At 59.8% G+C, this 25,429-nt stretch carries 18 protein-coding genes; 13 read left to right on the top strand and 5 right to left on the bottom strand.

Going from position 1 to position 25,429, the window contains the following annotated elements; translation table 11 throughout:
- Positions 1-39: 39 nt before the first annotated feature.
- From ACXAIC_RS02775 to ACXAIC_RS02765, 3 genes are all read right to left on the bottom strand, one after another.
- On the bottom strand, positions 40-2,082 hold the full coding sequence (locus tag ACXAIC_RS02775; RefSeq protein ID WP_475173425.1) for a M3 family metallopeptidase: 2,043 nt from the start codon (positions 2,080-2,082) through the stop codon (positions 40-42).
- 443 nt (positions 2,083-2,525) lie between these two features.
- The gene (locus ACXAIC_RS02770; RefSeq protein ID WP_475173358.1) at positions 2,526-2,825 is read right to left on the bottom strand and encodes an AAA family ATPase; all 300 of its coding nucleotides are present in this window, start codon (positions 2,823-2,825) and stop codon (positions 2,526-2,528) included.
- Complete coding sequence (locus tag ACXAIC_RS02765; RefSeq protein ID WP_475173356.1) at positions 2,782-3,390, bottom strand: pyridoxamine 5'-phosphate oxidase family protein; 609 nt, start codon at positions 3,388-3,390, stop codon at positions 2,782-2,784. Before ACXAIC_RS02765 ends, ACXAIC_RS02770 begins: the two co-directional genes overlap by 44 nt.
- Before the next feature lie 485 nt (positions 3,391-3,875).
- Between ACXAIC_RS02765 and ACXAIC_RS02760 the strand changes: the two genes are divergently transcribed.
- From ACXAIC_RS02760 to lhpI, 7 genes are all read left to right on the top strand, one after another.
- Positions 3,876-5,273: a substrate-binding protein gene (locus tag ACXAIC_RS02760; protein WP_475173355.1), complete on the top strand. Its 1,398-nt coding sequence runs from the start codon at positions 3,876-3,878 to the stop codon at positions 5,271-5,273.
- 106 nt (positions 5,274-5,379) lie between these two features.
- The gene (locus tag ACXAIC_RS02755; RefSeq protein WP_475173352.1) at positions 5,380-6,411 is read left to right on the top strand and encodes a branched-chain amino acid ABC transporter permease; all 1,032 of its coding nucleotides are present in this window, start codon (positions 5,380-5,382) and stop codon (positions 6,409-6,411) included.
- Positions 6,412-6,414: 3 nt separating this feature from the next.
- The gene (locus ACXAIC_RS02750) at positions 6,415-7,620 is read left to right on the top strand and encodes a branched-chain amino acid ABC transporter permease (RefSeq protein ID WP_475173350.1); all 1,206 of its coding nucleotides are present in this window, start codon (positions 6,415-6,417) and stop codon (positions 7,618-7,620) included.
- Between the two features lie 11 nt (positions 7,621-7,631).
- Entirely contained in the window at positions 7,632-8,387 is a 756-nt protein-coding gene (locus tag ACXAIC_RS02745) for an ABC transporter ATP-binding protein (RefSeq protein ID WP_475173348.1), read from the top strand.
- On the top strand, positions 8,384-9,163 hold the full coding sequence (locus tag ACXAIC_RS02740; protein WP_475173346.1) for an ABC transporter ATP-binding protein: 780 nt from the start codon (positions 8,384-8,386) through the stop codon (positions 9,161-9,163). The genes ACXAIC_RS02745 and ACXAIC_RS02740 overlap by 4 nt, the downstream gene beginning before the upstream one ends.
- A 194-nt stretch (positions 9,164-9,357) precedes the next feature.
- Positions 9,358-10,458, top strand: coding sequence for a calcium:cation antiporter (locus ACXAIC_RS02735; RefSeq protein WP_475173344.1), 1,101 nt, complete (start codon positions 9,358-9,360; stop codon positions 10,456-10,458).
- Between the two features lie 197 nt (positions 10,459-10,655).
- Positions 10,656-11,600, top strand: coding sequence for a bifunctional Delta(1)-pyrroline-2-carboxylate/Delta(1)-piperideine-2-carboxylate reductase (lhpI, locus tag ACXAIC_RS02730; RefSeq protein WP_475173343.1), 945 nt, complete (start codon positions 10,656-10,658; stop codon positions 11,598-11,600).
- 16 nt (positions 11,601-11,616) lie between these two features.
- Here the strand turns inward: lhpI and ACXAIC_RS02725 are convergent, their stop codons facing one another.
- Positions 11,617-12,468 (bottom strand): GNAT family N-acetyltransferase, encoded by an 852-nt coding sequence (locus tag ACXAIC_RS02725; protein WP_475173340.1) that lies wholly within the window; start codon positions 12,466-12,468, stop codon positions 11,617-11,619.
- Between the two features lie 377 nt (positions 12,469-12,845).
- Between ACXAIC_RS02725 and ACXAIC_RS02720 the strand changes: the two genes are divergently transcribed.
- The 6 genes from ACXAIC_RS02720 (at position 12,846) to ACXAIC_RS02695 (ending at position 22,533) form a co-directional block, all read left to right on the top strand.
- Positions 12,846-15,455: a caspase family protein gene (locus ACXAIC_RS02720; RefSeq protein WP_475173338.1), complete on the top strand. Its 2,610-nt coding sequence runs from the start codon at positions 12,846-12,848 to the stop codon at positions 15,453-15,455.
- A 21-nt stretch (positions 15,456-15,476) separates the two neighbouring features.
- Positions 15,477-15,698, top strand: coding sequence for a hypothetical protein (locus ACXAIC_RS02715; protein WP_475173336.1), 222 nt, complete (start codon positions 15,477-15,479; stop codon positions 15,696-15,698).
- Positions 15,699-15,722: 24 nt separating this feature from the next.
- The gene (locus tag ACXAIC_RS02710; RefSeq protein ID WP_475173334.1) at positions 15,723-17,357 is read left to right on the top strand and encodes a caspase family protein; all 1,635 of its coding nucleotides are present in this window, start codon (positions 15,723-15,725) and stop codon (positions 17,355-17,357) included.
- 413 nt (positions 17,358-17,770) lie between these two features.
- On the top strand, positions 17,771-18,451 hold the full coding sequence (locus ACXAIC_RS02705) for a hypothetical protein (RefSeq protein ID WP_475173332.1): 681 nt from the start codon (positions 17,771-17,773) through the stop codon (positions 18,449-18,451).
- A 29-nt stretch (positions 18,452-18,480) separates the two neighbouring features.
- Positions 18,481-20,382 carry an adenylate/guanylate cyclase domain-containing protein gene (locus tag ACXAIC_RS02700; protein ID WP_475173330.1) on the top strand — a complete coding sequence of 634 codons (1,902 nt, stop codon included), beginning with the start codon at positions 18,481-18,483 and terminating at the stop codon, positions 20,380-20,382.
- 126 nt (positions 20,383-20,508) lie between these two features.
- On the top strand, positions 20,509-22,533 hold the full coding sequence (locus ACXAIC_RS02695; RefSeq protein WP_475173327.1) for a peptidoglycan DD-metalloendopeptidase family protein: 2,025 nt from the start codon (positions 20,509-20,511) through the stop codon (positions 22,531-22,533).
- A 56-nt stretch (positions 22,534-22,589) separates the two neighbouring features.
- On the opposite strand, the gene tssH is transcribed toward ACXAIC_RS02695, so the two are convergent.
- Positions 22,590-25,406, bottom strand: a complete 2,817-nt coding sequence (gene tssH, locus ACXAIC_RS02690) for a type VI secretion system ATPase TssH (RefSeq protein ID WP_475173324.1) — start codon at positions 25,404-25,406, stop codon at positions 22,590-22,592.
- Positions 25,407-25,429 lie beyond the last annotated feature (23 nt).

Here is a 25,429-nt window from a genome sequence, read left to right as displayed (position 1 = left end):
TATGTGTGAGTCGCTGGCTCCTTCACCAGCGGCCCATATTCAGGCTGCAAATCCGCGTTTTTGCAAGAGGGCATCTATTTTTGGGGCACGTCCCCGGAAGGCTTTGTAGGTTTCTTCCGGATCAGGGCGGCCTCCGGCCGCATAAATATGCCGCAAAAGCCGGTCCGCCGTCTGCGGATCGAAGATGTCGCCCGCCTCTTCAAAGGCTCCGAAGGCATCCGCATCCATGACTTCCGACCACATGTAGCTGTAATAGCCCGCCGAATAGCCGTCCCCGGAAAACACATGCTGGAAATGGGGAATGCGGTGGCGCATGGTGATGGCGCTTGGCATGCCGATCCGCTCGAGCGTATCCCTTTCAAAGGCTTCAATATCGAGATCACCGGGATCCTTGAGCAGATGCAGGTTCAGATCGACCAGGGCCGATGAGGTGTATTCGACCGTGGCAAAGCCCTGATTGAAGTTGGCTGCCGCAAGGAGCCGGTCAAGGAGGGCTTCGGGCATGGGCTCGCCGGTCTTGTAGTGAACCGCGAAGCGTGAGAGGACCTCAGGTTCCGACAGCCAGTGCTCATAGAGCTGTGAGGGCAGCTCGACAAAGTCGCGAGCGACACTTGTGCCGGAAATCATAGGATAGGTCACATCCGAAAGCAGGCCATGCAGGCCGTGGCCGAATTCATGAAAGAGGGTGCGCGCATCATCGAAGGTGAGCAGGGTGGCTTCCCCCGGTGCACCTTTTGCGAAATTCATCACATTGACGATGACCGGAGACACGGCCCCGTCCAGCCGGTGCTGCAGACGGAAGGCGCTCATCCAGGCACCGGACCGTTTTGAGGGGCGGGCAAAATAGTCCCCGAGAAAAAGGCCAATGTGCTCGCCCTTGCGGTCCAGCACCTCATAGGCCTTCACATCCGGATGATAGAGCGTCAGGCCCTGGCATGACCGGAAAGTGACCCCAAAAAGACGGGTGGCCGTATCGAAGGCAGCCGCGATCATCTTGTCGAGCTGGAAATAGGGTTTGAGCTCAGCCTCATCGAGGTCATGCTCTGCCTTGCGCAGCTTTTCGGCATAAAACCGCCAGTCCCAAGCTTCGATCTTGTGGTTTTCACCGGAGTGGGCGGCAAGATCTGCAAGCTTTTGCTGTTCGTCCCGTGCCTGGGCAACGGCCGGTTCCCAGACCCGCGTCAAGAGGGAGCGGACATTTTCCGGGGTCTTTGCCATCGTGTCATCAAGCTTGAAGTCGGCAAAGGTGTCGAAACCGAGCAACTGGGCGCGTTCCGCACGAAGTTTCAAGGTCTCGGTGATGATGGCTTTGTTGTTGGTGTTCCCGTCGCCGTCTCCCCGCGCACTCCAGGCTTTGAAGGCTTCTTCGCGCAAGGGCCGGTTGGTGGAAAACTGAAGGAACGGCTCAATGCTGGAGCGCGACAGGGTGATGACATATCTGCCCTCCAGCCCGCGGCTGCGGGCGGCTTCGGCCGCAGCCGTCACCAGAAATTCCGGCAGACCGGCCAGATCCTCTTCCGTTTCCAGAACCAGCTGATAGTCGGACTCGTCCTTCAGGACATTTTGGGAAAAATGTGTGCCCAGGCTCGCCAGCCGCTGGGAAATCTCTGCAATCCGGGACTTGCCGCCTTCATCAAGGCCCGCACCGGCGCGCTGAAACATCTTGAAGTACCGTTCCAGAACCTTTTCTTCTTCTGCCGCCAGACCCAAACTGCCACGGTTTTCCCACAAGGTGGTGACCCGGGCCGCAAGATGCGCGTTCAGCAGCATGTCGGAGGAATGTTTGGCAAGTTTGGGCGCCATGTCCCGTTCGATCTTCTGAAGAACCTCGTTCGTATCGGCCCCGGTGAGGTTGAAGAAGGTGCGCGCGACCTTGGTCAGCGACTTGCCCGAGGTCTCAAGCGCCAGAATGGTGTTTTCAAATGTGGGTGCGTCGGTCTGCCCGGCAATGGCATCGCTGTCTGCACGTGCCTCGGCCATGGCCGTCTCAAAGGCCTCTTCAAAATGGTCCGGCTTGATCAGGTCAAACGGGGGCAGCTCAAACGGTGTGGTCCAGTCGGCGAGAAGAGGATTGCTGGTCATGAAAGGGTCTCGAAGATCATATATCGGGTTGGTCTTGGTCTGATATGGCATTTGTTTTCCTGAGGTCCAGCCGCAGGTGGAGGGCTGGTCAGGATTGCCAGCAGCTTTCAACAAGTCTGCCCGCTGTGTAACAGAGCCCTTGGGCAGGTCATAGAGGGTGAATTCGCGGCTCACATAGCTCCGGTGCAAATGTGTGTATTCCAGAACCGCTATGCTGAAGCGTGTTTTCCGCTCTGCACACGTTTTCCGCTCGGCACACGTGGAGAAAATGTCCCTCCAGGGCAGCACCATGAACACAAGCGGGGCGAATCTTGGCTCTTGCAAAAGCGCTGTAAGGTCCTCAGGCAAGGGCAGTTCACGCACCGAAAGATATGTGATGACCTTAACGAGGCTCCTGTCGATAGAGACCGGGCCTTCCTGACCGGCGAGGCCGTCAAGATCACTCAGATGAAGACAGACACAGGCGCGGGCAAGGGCCATGGGGACGACCAGGGCGCTGCGCTTGTTCCTTCGGCTTGAGCCTGGGGAACAACGCGCCCGCCGGCATCCGGAACCAGCATGTGCCCGCGCGATTGAAGTTCCGAAAGGAGTGTGGTCTTGCCCCAGCCCGAACATCCAGACAGGACAATCAAAGGCGTGGTGGTGGCGGGCTCAAAGCGCTGAGTGTCGTTGTTCCTGTCTCTGTCCGGCGTGAAGCGGTTACCACATGCTTTTGGCAGCCCGGCCCGGCCATTCCCGATCATAGGTTGCGCCGTCGAAGCTGGCCTTGATCTCCTGAAGAATCTGGCCCGGCGTCGGAAGATCGCCTTTGGAGATCTTCTTGGCATCCTGCCAAAGGCCTGCCCGCATGATGGCGCGGGCGCACTGGAAGTAGACGGCGTCAATGGTGATCACGATCACGCTGCGCGGCAAATGCCCTTCCTTTTCGAAAGAGGCAAGCATCTCAGGGTCGACCGAGACGACCGCTTTGCCGTTCACCCGGAGTACATTGTCCCAGCCCGGGATCATGAACATGAGCGAGACCCGTGGATCGCGCACAATGTTGCGCAAGGAGTCGATCCGGTTGTTGCCACGGCGGTCCGGCAGCAGAAGCGTTTCGTCATTTTCGACCCGGACAACTTCACCGTCATCCCCACGCGGTGAACAGTCCAGGCCTTCAGGGCCACAGGTCGACAGGGCGCAGAAGGAAGACGCCTCCACAATGCTGCGATAGGCAGGGCTTAGCTTGCCGATTTCCTTCGTAGAGGAGCTTTCGCCGGAGGCGCCGTATATGTCATGCAGCTGGTCTATGGATGTCAGAATCGTCAAGGGTCCGTTTCCTTCAAGCAAAGCGCGCGCGCTCGCGCAGGCCCGAGCAGTTTTTTCGCCGGTGATTGGTACAAGAGGTGGCAAAAGTGCAGCCACTGAGGGAGATCGGCTGCGACTTTCGTATAGGCAGGCTCAGATATTGCGTGAAACCGGCTGAGCGTCAACCTCGTTTTGCGCTGCCAGATGGCCGTAGAGTAACTATTTGACCGTATATGGGGAAAAATCATGTTGCATCGCAATATAATAATCAGATTAGCTGCGAAAATAGCGCGTATTTACTTCAAAAGTCTAATGAGGGGAAAATATTAGCGGTCCGATAGTCGTATTGCTGATCCAAAGTAAGTGTTTTTACAGTTTCGGTAGCTTGCGGTTTTGGGGGTGAGGAGCTGGGAGACCGGCCGGGGAACAGTCCAGAATTGCTAGCGGCTGTACAGCTATCGCCGATGCGTCCGACGGGGGCGCGTTGTCCTTTCTGGGAGGAAAGTATGAGCTTAATTCGTAAACCCCTCAATCGCCGGTCTCTTTTGCGTGCCGGTGCGATGGGCGGGGCCGCCTTGGCTACGCCGACTATTTTTACCGGCCGGGCCTGGTCGCAGGGATATTTGAACGAGCCGACCGGCGGCACCGTTACCCTCGGGTTTAACGTACCGCAAACCGGCCCCTATGCGGACGAAGGGGCCGATGAGTTGCGGGCCTATCAGCTCGCCGTCAAGCATCTGAACGGGGAAGGCGACGGTGGCATGCTGAACACCTTCTCGTCCAAGGCCCTCAAAGGGGCTGGCATTCTGGGCAAGAAGGTCGAGTTTGTGACCGGGGACACGCAGACCAAGTCGGATGCGGCCCGCGCCTCGGCGAAATCCATGATCGAAAAAGATGGTGCGATCATGATCACCGGCGGCTCGTCCTCCGGTGTGGCCGTGGCCGTGCAGGCACTTTGTCAGGAAGCGGGCGTGATCTTCATGGCGGGCCTGACCCATTCCAACGACACCACGGGCAAGGACAAGAAGGCCAATGGCTTCCGCCACTTCTTCAACTCCTATATGTCCGGCGCGGCGCTCGCTCCGGTGCTCAAAAACGCCTATGGCAGTGACCGCAAGGCCTATCATCTGACCGCAGACTACAACTGGGGCTATACGACCGAACAGGCCGTACGTGAATCCACCGAGGCTCTGGGCTGGGAGACGGTGGAAACCGTCAAGACCCCACTCGCGGCAACGGATTTCTCGGCCTATATCACTCCGGTCCTGCAATCCGATGCGGATGTTCTGGTGTTGAACCACTATGGCGGAAACATGGTGAACTCGCTCACCAATGCGGTCCAGTTCGGCCTGCGCGACAAGGTCGTGAACGGCAAGAATTTCGAGATCATCGTTCCGCTTTATTCCCGCCTGATGGCCAAGGGTGCCGGTGCGAACGTCAAGGGCATTTTCGGGTCCACCAACTGGCATTGGTCGCTGCAGGATGAAGGCTCCAAGGCATTCGTGAAATCCTTCGGCCAGGAATACGGCTTCCCGCCCAGCCAGGCAGCCCATACCTGCTATGTGCAGACGCTGCTTTACGCTGATGCCGTGGAGCGGGCCGGATCCTTCAACCCGTGTTCGGTTGTCGAGGCCCTGGAAGGTGATAGCGCCCTGCCGGGTGTCAGCTCACCGTCCAACAAGGGGTACCTGTTCGACGGTCTTGGCAATGGTCCGACCCTCTACCGGGCAGCCGATCATCAGTGCTTCAAGGATGTCCTTGTGGTGAAGGGGAAGGAAAACCCGAGCTCCCAGTTCGACCTTCTGGAGATCGTCGAAGTCACGCCGGCCTCGCAGGTCTGGTACGAGCCGGACAATCCGCAATTCGCCGGCGGCGCTCTGGGCACCTGCAACCCCGGCGCCTGATACGCATGCAAGCAAGGGGCAGGGCGGTCCTACCGTCCTGTCCCTTTTCCATGAATTGATGCGGGGACCGGTCAAGAGCCCCGGATGATCTTCCGAGCTGAGAGCGATGGACGCGATACTTCTGCAAATTCTGAACGGTTTGGACAAGGGCTCCGCCTATGCGCTGATTGCTCTGGGGCTGACACTCATCTTCGGAACGCTGGGGGTGGTGAATTTTGCCCATGGCGCGCTGTTCATGATCGGCGCCTTTTGTGCGGTGACCTTAAGCCGCTTTCTGTCCTTGTCTTTTGTCACGATCGATGAAAGCAGGACCGACTTTCTCGGCAATCCGCTGAAGGTGGAAACGCCCTATGTGGAAGCCTGGTTCGGGCCGGAGGCCGGTGCAGCGATCATCGACTGGTCGGTGCCGCTCGCCATCCTGTTTTCCATACCCATCATGGCTCTGGTCGGACTGTTCATGGAACGGGGGCTGATCAAGTATTTCTACAAGCGCCCCCATGCGGACCAGATCCTCGTGACCTTCGGACTGGCCATCGTGCTGCAGGAGATCATCAAATACTTCTTCGGCGCGAACCCGATCCCGACACCAGCGCCGGAAGTCTTTTCCGGAAGTTTCGATTTCGGCGCGATGATCGGCATGGACCCGAATGTGATCATCTACCCCTATTGGCGGATCGTCTATTTCCTCTTCGCAGCCGCAATTGTCGGCGCGGTGTTCGCTTTCCTGCAATTCACCACCTTCGGCATGGTGGTTCGGGCCGGTATGGCTGACCGGCAGACGGTCGGGCTTCTTGGCATCAATATTGACAAGCGCTTCACGATCATGTTCGCGCTGGCTGCTGTGGTCGCCGGTCTGGCCGGGGTGATGTATGCGCCGATCAATTCTCCCAACTATCACATGGGCATGGATTTCCTCGTGCTCAGTTTCGTTGTGGTGGTTGTCGGCGGCATGGGGTCGCTTCCGGGCGCTGTTCTTGCAGGCTTCCTGCTTGGCATCCTGGAAAGCTTTGCCTCCATGGCCCAGGTCGTTGCCCTTCTGCCCGGCATCAATCAGATCATCATCTATCTCGTCGCGATCGTGATCCTCCTGACCCGCCCGCGGGGTCTGATGGGCCGCAAGGGTGTTATGGAGAATTAATTCATGCTTGGACTTAGCAAAAAAGACACGTCCCTGTTTGTCCTGGTGCTGATACTCGTGGTCTTCGCGCCGTTTCTCCTGAATCCGTTTCCGGAAAACTCCGAACTGGCCCAGTTCAATGCAGGCTATCCCGATCTGATGCAGAGGTTTCTGATCTTCGGCATCTTTGCCATCGGCTTCAACATCCTCTTCGGACTGACCGGGTATCTCAGCTTCGGCCATGCGGCCTTCCTCGGTGTCGGCTCCTATGCCGGAGTGTGGATGATGAAGCTTTTGACCATGAATGTGATCCCGGCGATCATGATGTCGGTTGTCTTTGCAGGATTGTTCTCGCTGCTGGTTGGCTACATCTCACTGCGGCGCTCCGGCATCTATTTCTCTATTCTGACCCTGGCGTTTGCCCAGATGTCGTTCTCGCTGGCCTATTCTGTCCTGACCCCGATCACAAACGGGGAAACAGGTTTGCAGCTCGCGCTGGATGATCCGCGCATTCTTGGAGTAAGCCAGGTGGACGGCGCGATCCCGGCCGCCAACCTGTTCGGGCTCACCATGCGGGAGAGTTATGAACTCAGCCTGGGCGGCTGGCTGTTCACCTTCAATGCCGGCTATTACCTGTGTGCCGTCGTGATGATGATTGCCTTTTATGTGGCTATCCGCATCTTCCGCTCGCCGTTCGGCATGATGCTGCGCGCGGTCAAGTCCAACCAGGAGCGCATGAATTTTACCGGGCTCAACAGCAAGCCCTATACGCTGGCCGCCTTTGTGATTTCCGGCATGTATGCCGGTCTCGCAGGCGGTCTGATGGTGGCCATGGACCCGCTTGCGGGGGCTGAACGCATGCAGTGGACGGCATCGGGCGAGGTGGTTCTGATGACCATTCTGGGCGGCGCTGGAACCCTGATCGGGCCGGTGCTGGGCGCAGGCTTCATCAAATACTGCGAGAACATCTTCTCCAAGATCAACGACAACATCCTTTATGGCTGGTTCTCCGGTCTGCCGGAGGGCGTCGCCGATTCCCTGGTTTTTGTCATTCATCCCTTCATCGGCAAAGGGTGGCACCTGACGCTCGGCATCATGTTCATGCTGATCGTTATCTTCCTGCCGGGGGGCATCATGGAAGGGGTTGATCGGATCGGGCGTCTCTTCAAGCGCAAGCCTGCGGCTGGCAAGGATGCGTCGGCCCGCACCAAAACCGCCCCGGCTGAATAAGGGAAGACAGAATGGATATCCTGAGAGTTGAGGGCGTGAACAAGTCCTTCGGTGGCCTGCGGGCGCTCAACGAGGTCAATTTCAAGGTTGAGGAAGGCACGGTTCACGCCATTATCGGCCCGAACGGCGCTGGAAAATCGACCTTTCTCAACTGCCTGATCGGGCGTCTTGTTCCCGATACGGGCACCGTGATGTTCGGCGAGACCTCGCTGACTGGGATGAAACCCTATGAGATCAATCAGATCGGCGTGTCCCGGGTGTTTCAGACCCCGGAGATTTTCGGCGATCTGACCTTGCTGGAAAACATCATGATCCCGGCCCTGGCAAAGCGGGACGGGGAATTCACCCTGCAGGCCTTTGCCCGTGTCGACAAGGATGCGGAGATCCGGGACAAGGCCCTGCACATGCTGGAGGATGTGGGGCTGGCGGAAAAGCGCGACAGCATTGCGGGCTCCCTGTCTCGGGGCGACAAGCGGCGCCTGGAACTGGCCATGTGCCTCTCCCAGGACCCCAAGCTGCTTTTGCTTGACGAGCCGACGGCCGGTATGTCCCGGGCCGATACCAACAATACGATCGATCTTCTGAAGCGCATTGGCGACCGTGGGATCACCAAAGTGGTCATTGAACATGACATGCACGTCGTCTTTTCCCTGGCCGAAAAGGTGACCGTTCTGGCGCAGGGCGCCATCATTGCCGAAGGCAAGCCCGAAGAGATCAAGGGCGATCCACGCGTTCAGGAAGCCTATCTCGGAGGAGCGCATCTATGACTATTCTGGAAGATCAGTTCTCCGGCAAAACCGCGCCAGGCGTGAAACCGCAAAAGGCCAGAGGCACGGCACCGGCCTTCTTCTCCGCCTGGGACCTGCATTCCTATTACGGGGAAAGCTATATCGTTCAGGGCATCAGCTTTGATGTTCGGGAAGGGGAGATCCTGGCGCTTTTGGGCCGCAACGGTGCGGGCAAGACCTCGACTTTGAGAACCATTGCCCGAATGGACGATCCCCATCTCACCCGCGGGGAGATCTGGCTTGATCACAAGGCACTGCATGAAATGCGAAGCCATCAGGCCGCCCGGGTCGGGGTAGGGCTGGTGCCGGAAGACCGGCGGATCATTCCGGGGTTGACCGTTCAAGAAAACCTGGAACTGTCCCAGATCGCCGAACCCAAAGGCTGGTCCATCGAGCGCATTTACGACCATTTCCCCCGCCTTGCGGAACGCCGGGCCCAAGAGGCCGTGACCATGTCCGGCGGTGAACAGCAGATGCTGGCGGTGGCCCGCATTCTGGCGCGGGATATCAAGCTGCTGCTGCTGGATGAGCCCTATGAAGGGTTGGCCCCGGTGATCGTTCAAGAAATCGAGCGCATTCTGGAAGGGGTCAAGGATCTGGGAATCACGACCATTATCGTTGAACAGAACGCGATTGCGGCTTTGCATCTGGCGGACCGCGCGGTCATCCTGGATATGGGAGAGGTCGTCTTTGACGGCTCCGCTCAGGATGTCCTCGACAATGCGGAGTTGCGCCAGGAATATCTGGCGATCTGAGGTTCGAGATCCGGGGGAAGGGGCGGCCGCCCATCTGTCTCAAAGACAGCCTTTAATGGTGCGTTTGAGCAAAGATAGATGTTGATGGCCGCAGGACCTTGGTAAACTTGCGGTCGCTAACCGTGGCGCTTTGACGGACCGTCGATTACTCTTCGGCGCGTTTACAGTTGTTCCAAGCCCGGCGGTGACCTCCTGTGTCCATTTTGAGAAGTGAATTTCCGAGCCTCTTCGGTTTTGCAGTCTTCGCAGCGTTTCTGGCCGCCGGGGATATGTTGAAACCAGCGGTAATCGGGGTGGCCCCGTCGCTTGGCCTGCTGGCCGTGATTTTTCTCACCGTCATGTGGTGCGCGTTTTCAGTTGTGCGCCATGCGGAATGTTTGGCGTCGATCCTGGGCGAACCTTTTGGAACGCTGGTTCTGACCATCGCCGTTGTGGGCATCGAGGTGGCGCTTATTGTTGCGATCATGATTTCGGGGGATGCGGCGCCTACCATGGCCCGGGACACGATGTTTTCAGTGATCATGATTGTTCTTAACGGCCTTATTGGCCTGTGCCTTCTGGCCGGGGGACTGAAACACAAGAACCAGACCTATAATCTGCAGGGTGCAAACGCTTTTCTGTCCATCCTGGTGCCGCTTGCCATATTCGCGCTTGTGATGCCGAGGGTCACCCATTCGGCCCCGGGTGGGGAGCTGTCCCAGTTGCAGGCGGGGTTTGAGATTGTCATGTCGCTGATGCTCTATGGCGTGTTCCTGGCCATGCAGACTCTGACCCACAGCGACTTCTTCCGTCAGCCGGATGCGGGAGACGACGAGGACGCCCATCACGGCGGACCGGTGCGGTCTATTCCGTTTCATGTGACCGGGCTGCTATGTGCCCTGGTGCCGATCATTCTTCTGTCAAAGAAACTCGCGCTTTATGTGGAGTTCGGCATTGACGGTATTGGCGCACCCATTGCTCTCAGCGGCTTCATTGTCGCGGCGTTGGTGCTGATGCCCGAAGGCATGAGCGGCCTTCAGGCGGCACTGGAAAACAAGCTTCAACGGGCCGTCAATATCTGTCTGGGAGCCGCCGTTTCCACCATCGGATTGACCGTCCCGGCCGTCCTGATCGTCAGTTGGGTCACCGGGCACCGAATTGAATTGGCCCTGGACTATTCGGAAATGATCCTGCTTGCCCTGACGCTGTTTGTCAGCCTGCTGACCTTCAGCACCAGGGTTACCAATTATCTCCAAGGGGCCGTGCATCTGGCACTGTTTGCCGCTTATGTAATGATGATCTTCGATCTGTCGTAAAAACTACCGCTGCGAGTAAATATTTTCAGGCGCGCGGGTTGGTTCACTGGCGCTTCTGTGGTTTTGTCGCGCCTTGAGGAACGCACTTGTGCCAAAGCGGCGCGAGCTCCGTGTGACTGAATCCCGCCTGAATGATCCGCTCGGCATTCCACAGTGATAGGGCCATGTGTCCAGTACAAAAATCTGAATGAGTTGACATGCTTCTCTTGTCCGAAGACCAAACCCGCCAAGCCCTGCCGTTTCCGGATCTGATTGACGCACTGGCGGAGATGTTCCGCTCCGGCTGTGTGATGCCGACCCGCCATCATCATGATTTTGACATTCCCGGAGAACCTGCCGGGACCGTCCTGCTGATGCCCGCCTGGGTGCCTGGCGGCTATGCGGGGGTGAAGGTCGTCAATGTGGTGCCGGGAAACTCGGAGCGCAATCTCCCCGCCGTCCACGGGCAGTATCTGCTCTCCGATGCCAGAACCGGTGAGATGCTGGCCATGGTCGATGGCGGCGAATTGACCGCCCGGCGCACGGCAGCAGCCTCCGCTCTGGCCGCGCGCTATCTGGCCCGTTCAGATGCCCGTCACCTTCTGGTCCTTGGTACAGGCCGCCTTGCGCCCAATCTGGTTGCCGCCCATATGGCGATCCGGTCCATCGACACCGTGACCATCTGGGGCCGTTCGGCAGAAAAGGCCGCAGAACTTGCCGGGGAGCTGACCGCGCAGCTTCCTGTTGAGGTCCGCCCGGCGGGAAGTTTGCGTCAGGCTCTGGGCGATGCGGATATTGTCAGCGCGGCAACCCTTTCCTCCGAACCGCTGATCAAGGGCGATGTGCTGAAACCGGGCACCCATGTGGATCTGGTCGGAGCCTTCAAACCGGCCATGCGGGAGAGCGACGATGCGTTGATTGAACGCGCCGAGATCTTTGTCGACACGCGGGACGGCTGCCTGTCGGAAGGGGGAGACATTGTGCAGCCGCTGCAGTCGGGTCTGATTTCGCCGGACGATATCCGCGCCGACTTATATGACCTGTGCCGGGGCAGTCATCCGGGGCGCCAGTCGGAAGACGCTGTGACCCTGTTCAAGTCCGTTGGGGCGGCGTTGGAAGATCTTGCCGGCGCCATGCTCGCCTACAAGAATGTGGAGCATTGAGATTTGATGAGCGGCGTCAGCCCAGTTCGAACGTGGTAATGCCGTAGATCTGATCGAGCGGAAGGTCCGGAGCCGGGCCGCGATACATGCGGAAGGTCTCGAACTCCGGCGAAAGCTCATAGGTCTCGGCCAGAAGCAGGGCCGCCGCATTCGGTTCCGGTGTGTCCAGCACGATGAATTGCCCCTTGACCTGACCCGCCAGAGCCCGGAACAGTGTGTCGGCAATTTCCGGCGTGTCAGCAAACAGCGGACCGATCTTGTAGCCGTCATCGCATTGGCGCAGCACGCCATATCCCTTCATGTCGCCATTTTCGACGAAGGCAAAGCCGCGCCGGGTCTCCAGCATGGGGGCTGCCCACACGCTCAGAAACGTCTCGCGGGGCACCGGGAAAAACCGCCGGTCATAGTCCCGCAAGGACGGGAACAGACCCTGGCCGAGGGGCGTAATTCTTGGGTCCATCGGTGTGCCGCACAAGGCCAGGCCGGTCTGGCGGATGTTGCGGTAGACCGGCTTGAAGCCATGTTCGGCATAGCTTGAGACCTGATCTTTGACCGCGTCCAGACCCAGTGTGCGCTGTCCGAGATACGCCAGGGCGTGCTGCCAGATCTGGTGGCCGAAGCCCTTGGAGCGGAACTCGGGTTTGCAGATGTAAAAGCCGATAAAGCCGAAGGTCTCACCATAGCGCACGGCGGAAATGACCGTCACAAGCTCTCCGTCGAGCTCTCCGGCCAGAAATCCTGTCGGATCGGCGGCAAAGAAAGCCGGACCATCTTCCACTCCCGGATTCCAGCCTTCGAGCCGAGCCATCTCGAGCAGAATGGAAAGGTCATTTTCTTGCAAGGTCCGGAAGGAGAGGGCGGAAGACATTGGGCGGCTCAGCTTCATCTAGAGGCGGGAACACCCTATGGTAGATAGATTGGCCGCGAATTCAAACCGCGGCACTGTTTCCCCTGTGGAGGGAGCCGGCAATGCGTCTGAGCGCTTGCGAACCAGGCGCAAGTATGCACACTTTACGAAACGTTACTTTATGGATTGACAGACGGAGGGAGCCGGAAAAACGCCCTCTTTGTGAATAACATCACACACTGGATTTGAGTTCCGCCGCAGTATTTTAGGTGCCGAAACGCGCTGAGGATGACATGCCAACAGGAAAAAACAGGCTTTCACGACCAAACTTTCCCTCTTTGAAGGCCCGTCAACCGGTTTCCAGACTGCGGCGGGCGCTTCGAAGCGGTTGCGCCGCCATGCCCGTGTGCCTGGCCCTTTTGAGTGCGCCTGCTTTTGCTGCCGCGCCGGAGGAGGTGGGCCGCCGGGTGGCGCTGGTGATCGGCAATCAGGACTATCAATATGTCGATCCGCTGGAAAACCCGCTTAATGACACACGCGAAGTGTCCAAGATGCTGCGGGATGCGGATTTTGACGTCACCGTTGGCACCAATTTGGCCAAAAAGGAGCTGGAACAGGTCGTCCGGAGGTTCTTGCGGGAACTGAACGATGGCGATGTGGCACTGTTTTATTATTCTGGCCACGCCCTTCAGGTTGGCGATGCCAATTTCATTCTGCCCGTGGATGCCAAACTGGCCTCGCAATATGACCTGGAGTTTGAAAGCCTCAAGGTCTCCCATCTTCTGGATTACATGAAGGCGGCTTCCAGCCTTCAGATCGTGATGCTGGATGCCTGCCGGGACAATCCGTTTGAAATCGGCAGCCTGTTCTGGGGCGAAGAGGAATATGCCCTTGGCAAGACACGCGGCCTGCGCCGGATTCCCAACAAGCTGGGCAGCTTCATCTCTTACGCGACCCGCCCGGGGCAGGTGGCTTATGACGGCACAGGCCCGTTGAGCCCGTTCACATCCTCCGTGGTGGGCAATGCCCTGGATCCGTCGCTTGAAATCAAGGACCTGATGACCAAGGTGCGTGACGAGGTCGTGCGCAAGACCGGCGGACAGCAGATCCCGTATGAAGATTCCACCCTGGTCACCAGCTTCTATTTTGTGCCTCCCAAGCCTGAACCAATCGTCACAGCCCATCACAGGGTGAGCGTGCCTATGGGCGATGCGCCGATGGCCCTGGCCATTCCAGAGCCGGTGCAGCCGGAAGGCGGTTCGATCACGGCCACCTTGACCCTGGCCCCGGAAAAAGGCGCCTTGCGGTTGCCCGATGGGCGGGCGGTCGAGGAAGGGGATGTCCTGAGCGCTGTTGAACTGGCCAGTCTCGAATTCGTCCCGGCAGGAGCCTCGGCCGGGGACGTAGAGCTGATCGGATATGACGTGGCCGATGAGTGGGGCGGGTCTGCTTCTGCGATTGCGTCGATCACCGTGGCCCAGTCCGGACCGGACGAACCGGCCGCTTTGCCCTTAGAAGAGCGCAACAAACGTCTGGAAGAGCTGCTGGCCTGGGTCGCGCAAACCGCCAAGGGGCAAGCTGCGGAAGCGGATATCGGGGTTGGTCCGGTTCCGGTTTATCCGCAAGCGCCGGTGTCCGGCTTGCCTGCTACAGATGACTGGCTGGAAGTCGTGTCCGTCGACAGCGATCTTCAATTGTCGTCAGATGGCCGGTTGCTGCGCCCGGGGGACCGGTTTCCCGTATCCAGCCTGGCGTCGCTGACCGTGCGCCCGCAAATCGGGTCTGAGAGCGAGGCGCGCCGGTTTTCGCTGGATCTGCCCGTCAAAGCCGGTGAACCGGCCCGGACCATCACTCAGATCGTGCAGCCGCGCGTGACTCAATGCGACCGGCTGGCAACCCAGCCCTTCGATCTTCAGGCGGTCACCGAAGGCCATCTGGCCAATGAAATTGACCCGGCCGCGACGGACAAAGCCTGCGCAGACGCAATGGCCAGTTATCCGGAAATCGGCCGGTTTGTGTTCCAGCGGGGCCGCGGTGCCTTTGCGGCCGGTGACCTGAAGGCAGCTGGCGGCTATTTCGCGCAGGCCTACCAGATGGGCCATGTCCGGGCCGGTCAGGTTCTGGGGCGGATGTATTACCTGGGTGCTGGCATCGACCGGGACAGGGACAAGGCGGTTGAACTTTACCGCAAGGCGGCCGAACGCGGCGATGCCTATGCGCTGCATTCCCTCGGAATGGCCGAAATCAGAGGCATTGGCACAAGGCAGGACAAGGAGGCAGGGCTGAAGAAGCTGCTGCAATCAGTGGAGGCGGGACACACCTTTTCCTTCAACGCCATCGGCGACTTTTATCTGCGCGGCGAGCATGTTCAAGAGAATGTCGACAGGGCGGTCTATTATTTCAACCGCTCCGCCGCGCGTGAGGACATTTACGGCTATCTCAACATGGGTGTTCTTTACCGGGACGGGAAGGGCACCGCACAGGACTATAAGGCTGCTCTCGGCTGGTTCACCAAGGCCCATGAGGGTGGCCATCCGGCTGCCGGAACCGCCTTGGGCCTGATGTATTTCAATGGCCAGGGTGTGGACAAGAACCCCGGCGAGGCCACCAGGTGGTTCCGCGCCAGTGCAGAGCGCGGCGACGCCTGGGGCGCTTACAACACGGCCTGGATGCTGTCTCAGCAATCCGGGGAAGCTGCGGGCCGGGACCGGGTGAAAATGCTGTCCATGGCGGCGGCAGTCGATCCTTCGTCTCCGGCGGCCGAAAAGGGGCGCAATGATCTGAAAGCAGCCAACAAAGCCCTGAAGGCCAAGGTTCTGCAGCAGACCTTGACCGATCTGGGCTACGAGCCTGGTCCTGTGGACGGACAGCCCGGCCGCAAGACGCGCGAGGCGCTGGCCCAGTTTTTTGACAAGGCGGGCCTGCCACCGGTTCAAGGCGATGAAGCGTTGATCTCTCTCGTCAAGTTTCAGTGGGAGCAAAGCCGCCCACGCTATGATTTGTTTTAACCTTCCATGGAGAAAAGACTTATGCGGACATACCCTTCTGCGACGGCAGGAATAAGCCTTCTGGCGCTTTTGATGGCTGGCTGTGCAATGCAGCCCAAACCGGCTCCTCAGCCGGCGCCCGCCGCAGCGGCACCGGCTGCGCCCGCCAAGGCGAAAGTTATCGATCCGATCAACGATCCTGCTCTCCGCGACAATGACAATGGCGGCGGTCCCGGCGGGGGCGGCGGTGGCAGTTGGGGCTGAGCCTGAAACACTGCGGGTGATCCGATGATTGCTTTGTTCCGAAACGTGCTGGCCCGGTGCACTGGTGTGCCGGGTCTGATCCTGATCCCGTTTCTGGCGATGTTGCTGTTTTCCGGCGGACCGGCCGCCGCCGCAGAGTGGCGGGCGCTTGTCATCGGGATTGATGCGTATCAGCATGTGTCGCCCCTCAAAGGGGCGGTCAATGACGCCCGGGACATTGCCAGGACCTTGCGTGCGGCAGGCGTCTCGGACCTTCAGACACTGTTTGATGCCGAGGCCTCGCGGGAGCGCATTCTGAGCGCGTGGCAGGACTTGATCGAACGCTCGTCGGAAGAAGACATTCTGGTCCTGTCCTATGCCGGGCACGGTGCGCAGGAACAAGAATGGGTGAAAGGCTCTGAAGCTGACGGGCTGGACGAAGTCTTTCTGCTTGCCGGATTTGCGACAACCGCCCCTGGCAATGGGGAACGGTTGCGCGACGATGATCTGGCCGCCATGCTTCGGGCGGCGGGCGGCCGCAGCGTGCTGGTGCTGGCCGACAGTTGCCATTCTGGCACCATGACCCGGTCGATCGACCCGCGTATCCGGCGCCTTGGGACCCGTCTTGTTGGTTTGCCGCCTTTTGAAAATGATCTTTTGCGCAGCCAGCCGCCGCATCCTCTGCTCAAGGGCAAAGACGCTGCGGCGGAAGATCTTCAGGACCTTGCCAATGTGATCTATGTCGGGGCAACGGTCGACGGCCAGGTCATTCCGGAATTGATGATCGCCGGAGAGCCACGCGGCGCCCTGAGCTGGTCATTTGCACGCGGCGTCGAGGGGCGGGCGGATCTCAACCGGGATGGCGGGATTTCAATGCTTGAGCTGACCCGGTTCTTGAAGGAGACGGTCCGCGTGGCCACGGAAGGGCGCCAGACCCCGAGCCTGACCGTCGGCGGCGCCTCCCGGGCCGCCGTTCTGCCCAGGGTCCAGGACAATATTCTGGAGCGCAGTGGCGCGGCTTTGACAATCTCGGCCAGCACAAAGACTGCGGGGCCTGTTCTGGACGCGCTCACGCAAAAGCGTCCGGGGCAACTCAAGGCCGTGGAGGATGGCAGCGCGGATCTCTACTGGGATGTCGAAGAAGGCGATGTGCTCACCAAATTTGGTGATGTCGTATTGCGGCAAAAGGCTCTAAACGCCGACCGGTTTGAAGACGTTGTGACCAAATGGCTCTTCTTGAGCGATCTCTATGCGCTCTCGCGCAACCGCCAGCCTATTGAAGGGACTCTCAAACCCTCGGTTGGCCACATACCAGAAGGCTCCGCCTTGAAAGTCGGCCTGACGTCTGACCGGAGCGGGTATATGGCGGCGTTCGCGCTGGAAGCGGACGGGACGCTGCGCCTGCTGGCGCCGGACCGGAAGGCAGATCCGCTTGGGACAGACACCCGGATGGCTGCCGATACCCCTTATGTTCTCAATCTGCGCGCCGCGCTGCCCTTCGGTGCGGATCATATTGTTCTGGTGCGCGCGCAGGAGCCCATGCCGCAACTGATTGGGATCCTGTCGGCCATGGATGGCCGGCCGCTTGATGGCGCTCTTGCGCCCAGGCTTCTTGAGCTTCTCGGCCGGGCTGGAGACGGGGTTGGCATCACCGGCGTCTATACGGTGCCTGCCGGATGACGGCGGACGGGGTATACAAAGCGTGATGGATCGCGACCTGTTTGACCGCACGCGGAGGGACTTCGCACACTGTTGCATGTCTGGCGCGATACCCGGCCGGGCAGGCGGCGTGATACAGTCCGGCGGGCCTGAGAAAGCCACCAGAGGCCCCGGCATAAGAGCGTTCCGCCGCGTTGCATGTCCCGGACAATCTCCCAGATTGCCCCATGATATGCTTCGCGCTGAACGCACTCATGTCACGGTCGAACCGACATTCATTGGGTGAGGTTGGTCTTGCAAGGACCTGAAAAGCTAACAGATGTGACCATGGCCACATTCAAATCGCCATTTTCTGCTATGAAAGACAAAAGTTTGGCGCCCGACTCAAAAGAAGAGTGCGAAGTGCGCAAAGACACGTGATGCAGGAGACCGCCATGACCGAATTGTTTCGACGTTTTGCGCCGCAGAGTTTCAGGAAAACCGGACTTCTCGCCGCCTTTCTATTGGGCGCTGCCTCTGCGGGATCTGCTTATGCCGATCCGGTGGCTCTTGTGCTCGACAAATCCGAAGATGTGGATGTAGCGGCCTTTTCCGAATTGATGCCGGGGGACGTGGTTGACCTGGGCGGCGCCGGGCATGTCGATCTCCTGGATTATTCGGCCTGTCAGGAAGTTCGCATCACTTCTGGAACGCTGAATGTCTCCTCCGAAGGCTTTGAGCTGGTGGGGGGCAAGGAAAAGGTGCTTCGTGCTGGCAATTGCCTCCAGGCCGATAGCGGTTCGAGCACGCAAACCGCCGACAAGGGGCTGACGGTCACCTTGCGCGGTCTGACGCTGGAGAACAAGAAAGCCGCATCGCTTATGTTGCGGTTCGATGACAAGGCTAAAGAGGAGTACGGGTCGGTCTTTGTCTCCTTTGCAGGCGGTGAACCCAAGCGCTTTGATGTGCTCGACCATATCGTGACTGACATGCCTGCGCGCGACAGCGATGACGAAGCGATTGAAGTTGAGCTGTTTCTTCAGGGAAAAGCCCCCGATTTCGGCGTTGAAATGCGCAAGATCACCATTGATCCGGCTCAGGTCGGACGCAAGACTGCGGTCGTCCTTGTGAAATGACCTCTGCGGGCCGGTTACAGGAGACTGGCTTGGGACGGAAGCAACTCGTCCTGCTGATTGCGCTTCTGGCCGTCAGCACAGGTTTTGTGCTCGGTCTTTCGGCGCAAAAGGCCATTTGGGAAGGCTGGGTGATCGACCGGATGTTTCAGGTCCGGGCGCTTCTGGAGCCCGGCCGCCAGACGGCTTCCGAGCCGGTGGCGGTGGTTGGTCTGGATCAGGTGTCGTTGGACTCCGAGCGCCTGTCGCGTATTCCCCGCGTTCTGATGACGCCGGTGCTGGCGGAAGCCGGGCAGGCCTTGCTGGATGCGGGCGCCGTTGCCCTTGGATATGACTTTGTTTTTGCCTACAGCGCCGATTCCTTCTTGGACCCGAGCACGGGCGAGGCCCGGCTGAAGGGCTTTGACCGGCCGTTTCAGAGTTTTGTTTACAGGAACCGGGGCAGGGTCTTTATCGCCCATACGGAAATCGGCGTTCCGCACAGCCGCTTTTCCGCCGCCATCGGCGAAGGTGGTGTACGTTCCGTCATTGTGTCGACCGATACGGACGGGGTGGTGCGCCAGCATGTGCCGGACCTGCCCTTGAAAGCGTCGCCGCATCTGGTCGATGCCCTGCTCGGCAAGGCAAGGTCCGGTGTGGAAGAAACCTATACGGCTATTCCACCGGCAAGACTTGCAACCTCCTTGCCCTACTTTTCCCTGATTGACGTTCTGGCCTTGAGCGGAACTGAAGAGGGGCGCCTGCGCCTCAAGGAGTTCGCCCAGGGCCGGATTGTGCTTCTCGGCGGGTTGCTGCCGTTTGAAGACGAGCATCTTTATTCCGACCGGTTTCTGCCCCATGTGCCTGCGGTGGCGGCCGAGACCGGACCCAGCGGACGGCCACGGGTTCAACCGCAGACGGCAGGTGTGTTCATTCTGGCGGATCTTATCGGCGCGGCCCTGTCCGGGCGCTATGCGGTCGATGTCGGGCTGGCAGCCCTTGCAGCCTTGTCCCTCCTGTTTGCGGTTGCCGGTGCGCTGGCCGGATTGTGGCTTCCATTGATGGTTCTTCCGTTTCTGGCAGTACTTGGAACATGTCTCGGCTTTGGTCTCAGCCTGCTGGGACTGGAGGCCGGACTTCTGGTCTCTCCGGGCGTGGCCCCGGTGGGGCTTGTCAGCGCCATGGTCGCGTCAGCGGTCGGGAAAGTGATCCTGCTGCAGCGGCGCCAGCGGTCTCTGGTCCGGCTCTTTGGACATTATCTTGCGCCCGATGTCATCAAGCAGATGGCGTCTTCAGAGCAATTGCCGGAACTGGGCGGTGACACCCGCAAGGTAGTGGTCGCCTTCATCGACATTGTCGGCTTCACCAAAATGTCCGAGAAACTCGCGGACCGGGATGTGGTGCGCGTGGTCAATGCCTCTTTCGATGCCATCGGCCAGACCATCACCCGTCATCAGGGCTATATCGACAAGTATATCGGCGATGCCATCATGGCAGTCTGGAACGCGCCGAACACGGTGGCGGCTCCGGAACAGGCGGCAGTGGATGCGTCGAGGGAGATTGTCGGCCTGCTCGATCATATCCGCAACATCACCGGTCAGAGTGAACTGGACCTGCGCATTGCGCTGAACGCGGGGCCGGTTCTGGTCGGGGACATCGGCGGAGAACACCGGCGCTCCTTCACGGTCATGGGCACCACCGTGAACACTGCCAGCCGGATCGAATCCGTTGCCAAGGACAAGAAGGTTCGTCTGGCCATAAGCCGCTCTGTCGCTGAAGAACTGCCGGAGACCTATCCGCTGAAAGAAATCTGGGCCGGTCATCTCAGGGGGCTGAGCACGGAAATGGCCGTCTTCACGCTGGATGTACCGGACATGTATATGCAGCCACAGGCCTTGGGACCCGCTGGCGAAGGACAGCAGCAAGGCGCTAGTTTGCTAAAATTTCCTGGATAGAAGATCTCATGAACAAAGCTGGAATTTTTTCCGTGTCCGGTTTTGCTTCTTTGGCCGTCCTCCGGCATGATTTCCAAGCTATGACAATGATCTGCAACGCCCCTCATATGGCGTCCGGGGGTCTTGATGGTTCAAAGGCCTGACAATCCCTCCTCCGGTGCGCAGCGCCCGGAATTCGACCGGACGGTGATCCGTCCTGCGGCACAGCCTGCCAGGGCCGGTGGCGGTGCCGGGACCGGTCCTGGTCCTTCCAATGGGTCTCCCGAACCTGCACCGGCGGGGAAAGATCCCGCCGGGCTGAGGTCGTCTCCGGTTCTTGTCTATGCAGGGTTCGCCGCGCTGTTTCTGGCGGTGGGCGCGGGCGTTGGCGGCCTTGCCCATCTTGTGGCGTCCGGTGCTATTTCTTTCTCCGCTCCTGACACGGACGGAAGCGAGCAGCCGTCAGCCGCCCAGCTTGTTGCCGGTCAGCCCGCCGCCAGCCAGGACGGAGCGCAGAAGCAGCCTGATATCGAGGCGGCAGACTTGGCGCAGACGGCCCCGTCAGATCCGCCGGATCCGCTGGCTCAGCAGGCGTCCCTCGACGAGTTGGATGAGCCGGCCGACCCCTTTTTCGACATGGCGCTCTCGGCGGTGATCCCGCTTGCCGGAGATCCGGTTCTGCTGAAGAGCGGCAGTGCGGCCCAGAGGCTCGATCTGTCCGAACGGCCTGTGCCCGAGAAGGCCAGCAGCAGCGGCGTCTCCGCCCTGCCAACCCTCACGGCCTATGTGCTGGACAGCCGCATGCTGAACGCGGATGGCGATCTGGTCATCCGGGCGCCTGGGAGCGAGGCGGATTTCCAGTTCGGCAATTTTGGCGGCGGCGAAGAGACGGACAGTCTGGAGGTGGAAGACGGGGCCGGTACGGTGGATGCGGGCAAGCCGGATCTGCCCGTGTTCTTGAAGCCGCCGACCGACACGCTCAACCTGTTTCTGACTGAACGGCCCATCGGACAGGGCCCCAGCCGGATTGAGCTCACACAGGAAATTGCAGCCCCGGTCACGCTGAGCGCCTTTTTGAAGGACAACGGATTTGATGAGGAGGCCTCCAGGGGACTCGTCGCCTTTGCAAAAGAAGAGTTCAAGAAGACTGATCTTGTCGCAGGCGACAGGATCGCTCTGAGGGGTGCCAGAATGGCGAATAGGGTCGGGCGAATCGGTGACTATTACCGACCGGTGCAAATGTCGGTTTATAGCGTTGACGGCTATCTTGGCACGGCGGCCTACTCGGTGAGCCGTGACGGGGAGGCTTATGTGAATGGGGCTGATCCGTGGTTCGGAAAGACCATCGCAGGCGAAAAAGACGCGGACGATAATAACGCATCCGGTGGCAGGAGCCATCGTCTGATTGACGGGCTCTATGCGACCGCCGTACGCAACGCGGTGCCCGCGTCAATTGTTGGAGAGGCGATTGCCTATCTGGCCCCGTCTACGGATCTGAAACGGCCTATCAAGCCGGACGAGCGCTTCACGCTGGTCTTTACCGACCAGCCCCGGGACGAAAAGCGCGGCGGCGGCCGGGTGTTGTTTGCCGGTGTACGGCGGGGGGATGACTGGTCGGTACGCTGCTATGTGCTCAAAGCACCCGGCAACCGGGGCTTTGCCTGTGTCAGTGAAGGCGGCAAGATCAGCCTGTCCGGGGCGATGCTGGTGCCAGTCAAAGGGGTTCTCACCTCCAAATTCGGCATGCGCTTTCACCCGATCAAGAAAACCGAGCGTCTCCATGCGGGTGTCGATTGGGCAGCACCGACCGGAACCCCGATCCGGGCGGCCTTTTCCGGCAAGGTGACCTACAAGGATGTGCGCGGCGGCTATGGCAATTTCATTGAGCTCACCCACAAGGACGGCATCACCAGCCGCTATGCGCATATGCACGAATATGCGGACGGTATCGAATTGGGGTCAGTGGTCCAGGCGGGGGATCTGATCGGTTATGTGGGCACGACAGGCCTGTCCACCGGGCCGCATCTTCACTTTGAAATCCGGCAAAGGGGCGAGCCGACGGACCCGCTGGCCTTTGAGATGGAAACCGGCACGGCTGCCCCGCAATCGGTTGCCAGCAAAGACCTGAAAACCTACCGCACAACCATTGGCGAAATCCTGACCACGCACTGACAGGCTTTTGGCCGCCAACGGGTGTCCGGTGGCGGTCAGAGACGTGCGGTGATTTGTCAGCCTGCCGTTTCCGGGGCGATGGTCAAACCGTCATCCCCGGCGGTGATCGCCACCTTGGCAATCTCGTCCCCGTTCATCTGGGCGGTCAGGAAGGCCCGCGACAGTTTCGGCAGGAGATCGTTGGTCAGAATGTTATCGATCATCCGGCCGCCGCTGTCCGGGTCCCGGCACAGGGAGACGATATGGGCAATCACATCGTCGCCGAAGCTCAGCTCCGCATTCCGGTTTTCCTTCACCCGTTTTACGATCCGGTTAAGCTGAAGGCGGATGATGAATCCGAGCATGGATGGTGACAGCGGATAATAGGGAATCGTCACGATCCGCCCAAGCAGGGCAGGTGGGAACACATCCAGCAGCGCGGGCCGCAGGGCCTCGGCAAGGGCTTCGGCATCCGGGGCGTTCGGGTCGGTGGCTGCAAGGTCCGGATTGCTGGAAACAGGGGATTCCAGCATATGGCTGGCGGCCTTCATGATGATGTCGGTGCCCACATTCGAAGTCAGCAGGATCAGCGTGTTGCGGAAGTCGATCTTTCGGCCCATGCCGTCTTCCATCCAGCCCTTGTCAAACACCTGGAAGAAGATTTCATGCACATCAGGGTGGGCCTTTTCCACTTCATCCAGCAGGACCACTGAATAGGGTTTGCGCCGCACTGCTTCCGTCAACCGTCCACCTTCGCCATAGCCAACATAGCCTGGAGGGGCGCCTTTGAGGCCTGAGACCGAATGGGCTTCCTGGAATTCGGACATGTTGATGGTGATCAGGCTGTCCTCGCCCCCATAAAGGGATTCGGCCAGGGCGAGTGCCGTTTCGGTCTTGCCGACGCCGGACGGGCCGCACAACATGAAGACGCCGATGGGCTTGTCCGGATTGCCGAGCTGCGCACGGCTGGTCTCAATGCGCTTGGCGATCATGGCCAAGCCATGGGCCTGGCCGATCACCCGCTTGTTGAGGCTTTCCGTCAGATTGAGAATGGTGGCCATTTCATCCTGAACCATGCGGCCGACCGGAATGCCGGTCCAGTCGGAGATGATGCTGGCCACGGCCTCGTCATCCACATAGGCATAGACCATACGGTCATCCTCGGGGATCTTGGCCAGTTCCGCCCGTTTCTCGTGCAGCGCGGCGCGGATCGCATCTTCATCTTCCAGATCAACATCCAGATCCAGCTCGATGTCATCAATGGGCACGAGTGCGGGCGCGTCACTGTCCGGATCGGCGATCTCACCACCTTCGGGATGCGGTGCGGGCTCGCCGCCCTTCAGGCTTGTAAGCGCGGCGTTCAACCGGCGTATAGCGGCAACGAGCTGGCGTTCGTTTTCCCACTCGGTGCGCAGGGTGCCGATGCTGGCCTCTGTCTCGGCGATGGCTGCGTTCAACGCGTCGAGTTGCTCTTGATGTTCCATGCCCAGTTCGCTGTCATTGGTCAGCGCTTGCTTTTCCGTTTCCAGAAAGCCTTTTCTGGCGGCCAGATCCGACAGCCGGGCCGGTTGGGCTGCCTGGGAAATATTGACCCTGGCAGAGGCCGTATCGAGCACGCTAACCGCCTTGTCAGGCAACTGACGGGCCGGGATATAGCGGTGGGAGAGTGAGACAGCGGCTTTCACGGCGCTGTCGAGAATACGCACCTCGTGGTGCTCTTCCATGGGGCCCAGCAGGCCACGAACCATGGCAAAGCACTTTTCTTCATCCGGCTCGTCAACCTGAACCGGCTGGAAACGCCGGGTCAGGGCCGGGTCTTTTTCAAAATGCTGCCGGTATTCCGACCAGGTCGTCGCGGCGACCGTGCGCAAGGTGCCGCGGGCGAGGGCCGGTTTGAGCAGGTTGGCCGCATCCCCGGTCCCGGCGGCGCCGCCAGCGCCCACCAATGTGTGGGCTTCGTCAATAAACAAAATGGTCGGCACGATAGAGGCGTGGACCGCGTCGATGACTGCGCGCAACCGTTTTTCAAATTCCCCCTTCATGGAGGCCCCGGCCTGCAACAGGCCAAGATCCAGCGCGCAGAGCCGCGTGCCGAGAAGGGCGGGTGGAACGTCTCCGGCGACGATCTTCTGGGCAAAGCCCTCCACAATGGCAGTTTTGCCGACACCGGCTTCCCCGGTCAGGATCGGATTGTTCTGGCGGCGGCGCATGAGCACGTCGATCACCTGCCGGATTTCCTCGTCGCGGCCAACAATGGGGTCGAATTCCGCAGCGCGGGCGCGGGCGGTGAAATCCACGGTGAACTGGCTGAGGGCATCTTCGCCGGCCCCGCTTCCAGGTCCTGCCTCTGCAGCCTCCGCACCGGGGGCGCCAGCCGCGGCTTTCGGTCCGGACCCGTCAATCGGCCGTGCGCCGGTTTCTGCGGACGCCCCGGCGATCTTGTCCAGATCGCGCACGATGATATCGCGGCTTAGTCCTTCAAGGGCCGGGGAATAACTGCGGAACTGGCGCCAGGCGGTTTTGTCGCCCATGGCGGCAATCAGCACATAGGCCGAGCGGATCTTGTAGTCGCCATAGCGCAGCGTGCCCTCGAACCAGGCCCGTTCGAGTGCCTCCTGAAAGGGGGCAGCCATGGAGGGTAATTCGGTCTGATTGATTTTCAGGTCCGCGATTGCTTTTTGCAAGTCCCCGTGAACAGCACCGACATCAATGCCGAAATGGCGCAGAATATGGACAAAATCAGTGTTTTCATCGCGGGCGAGATAATAGAGCCAGTGGAGGGTCTCCAGATGGCGGTGGCCAGAGCTCTTTGTGAGCCGCATGGCTTTTTCCAGGCAGTCATAGCTGACTGTCGTAAGCTTGTTGGCAACTGTTTCAACCAGAATGTCGCTCATGGCATCGGCCTTTCAAATTTGAG

Source organism: Roseibium sp. AWQ4_254, from assembly GCF_056161025.1.
The sequence above is the reverse complement of the archived record's forward strand: the minus strand, read 5'-3'. Positions and strand labels throughout refer to the sequence as shown.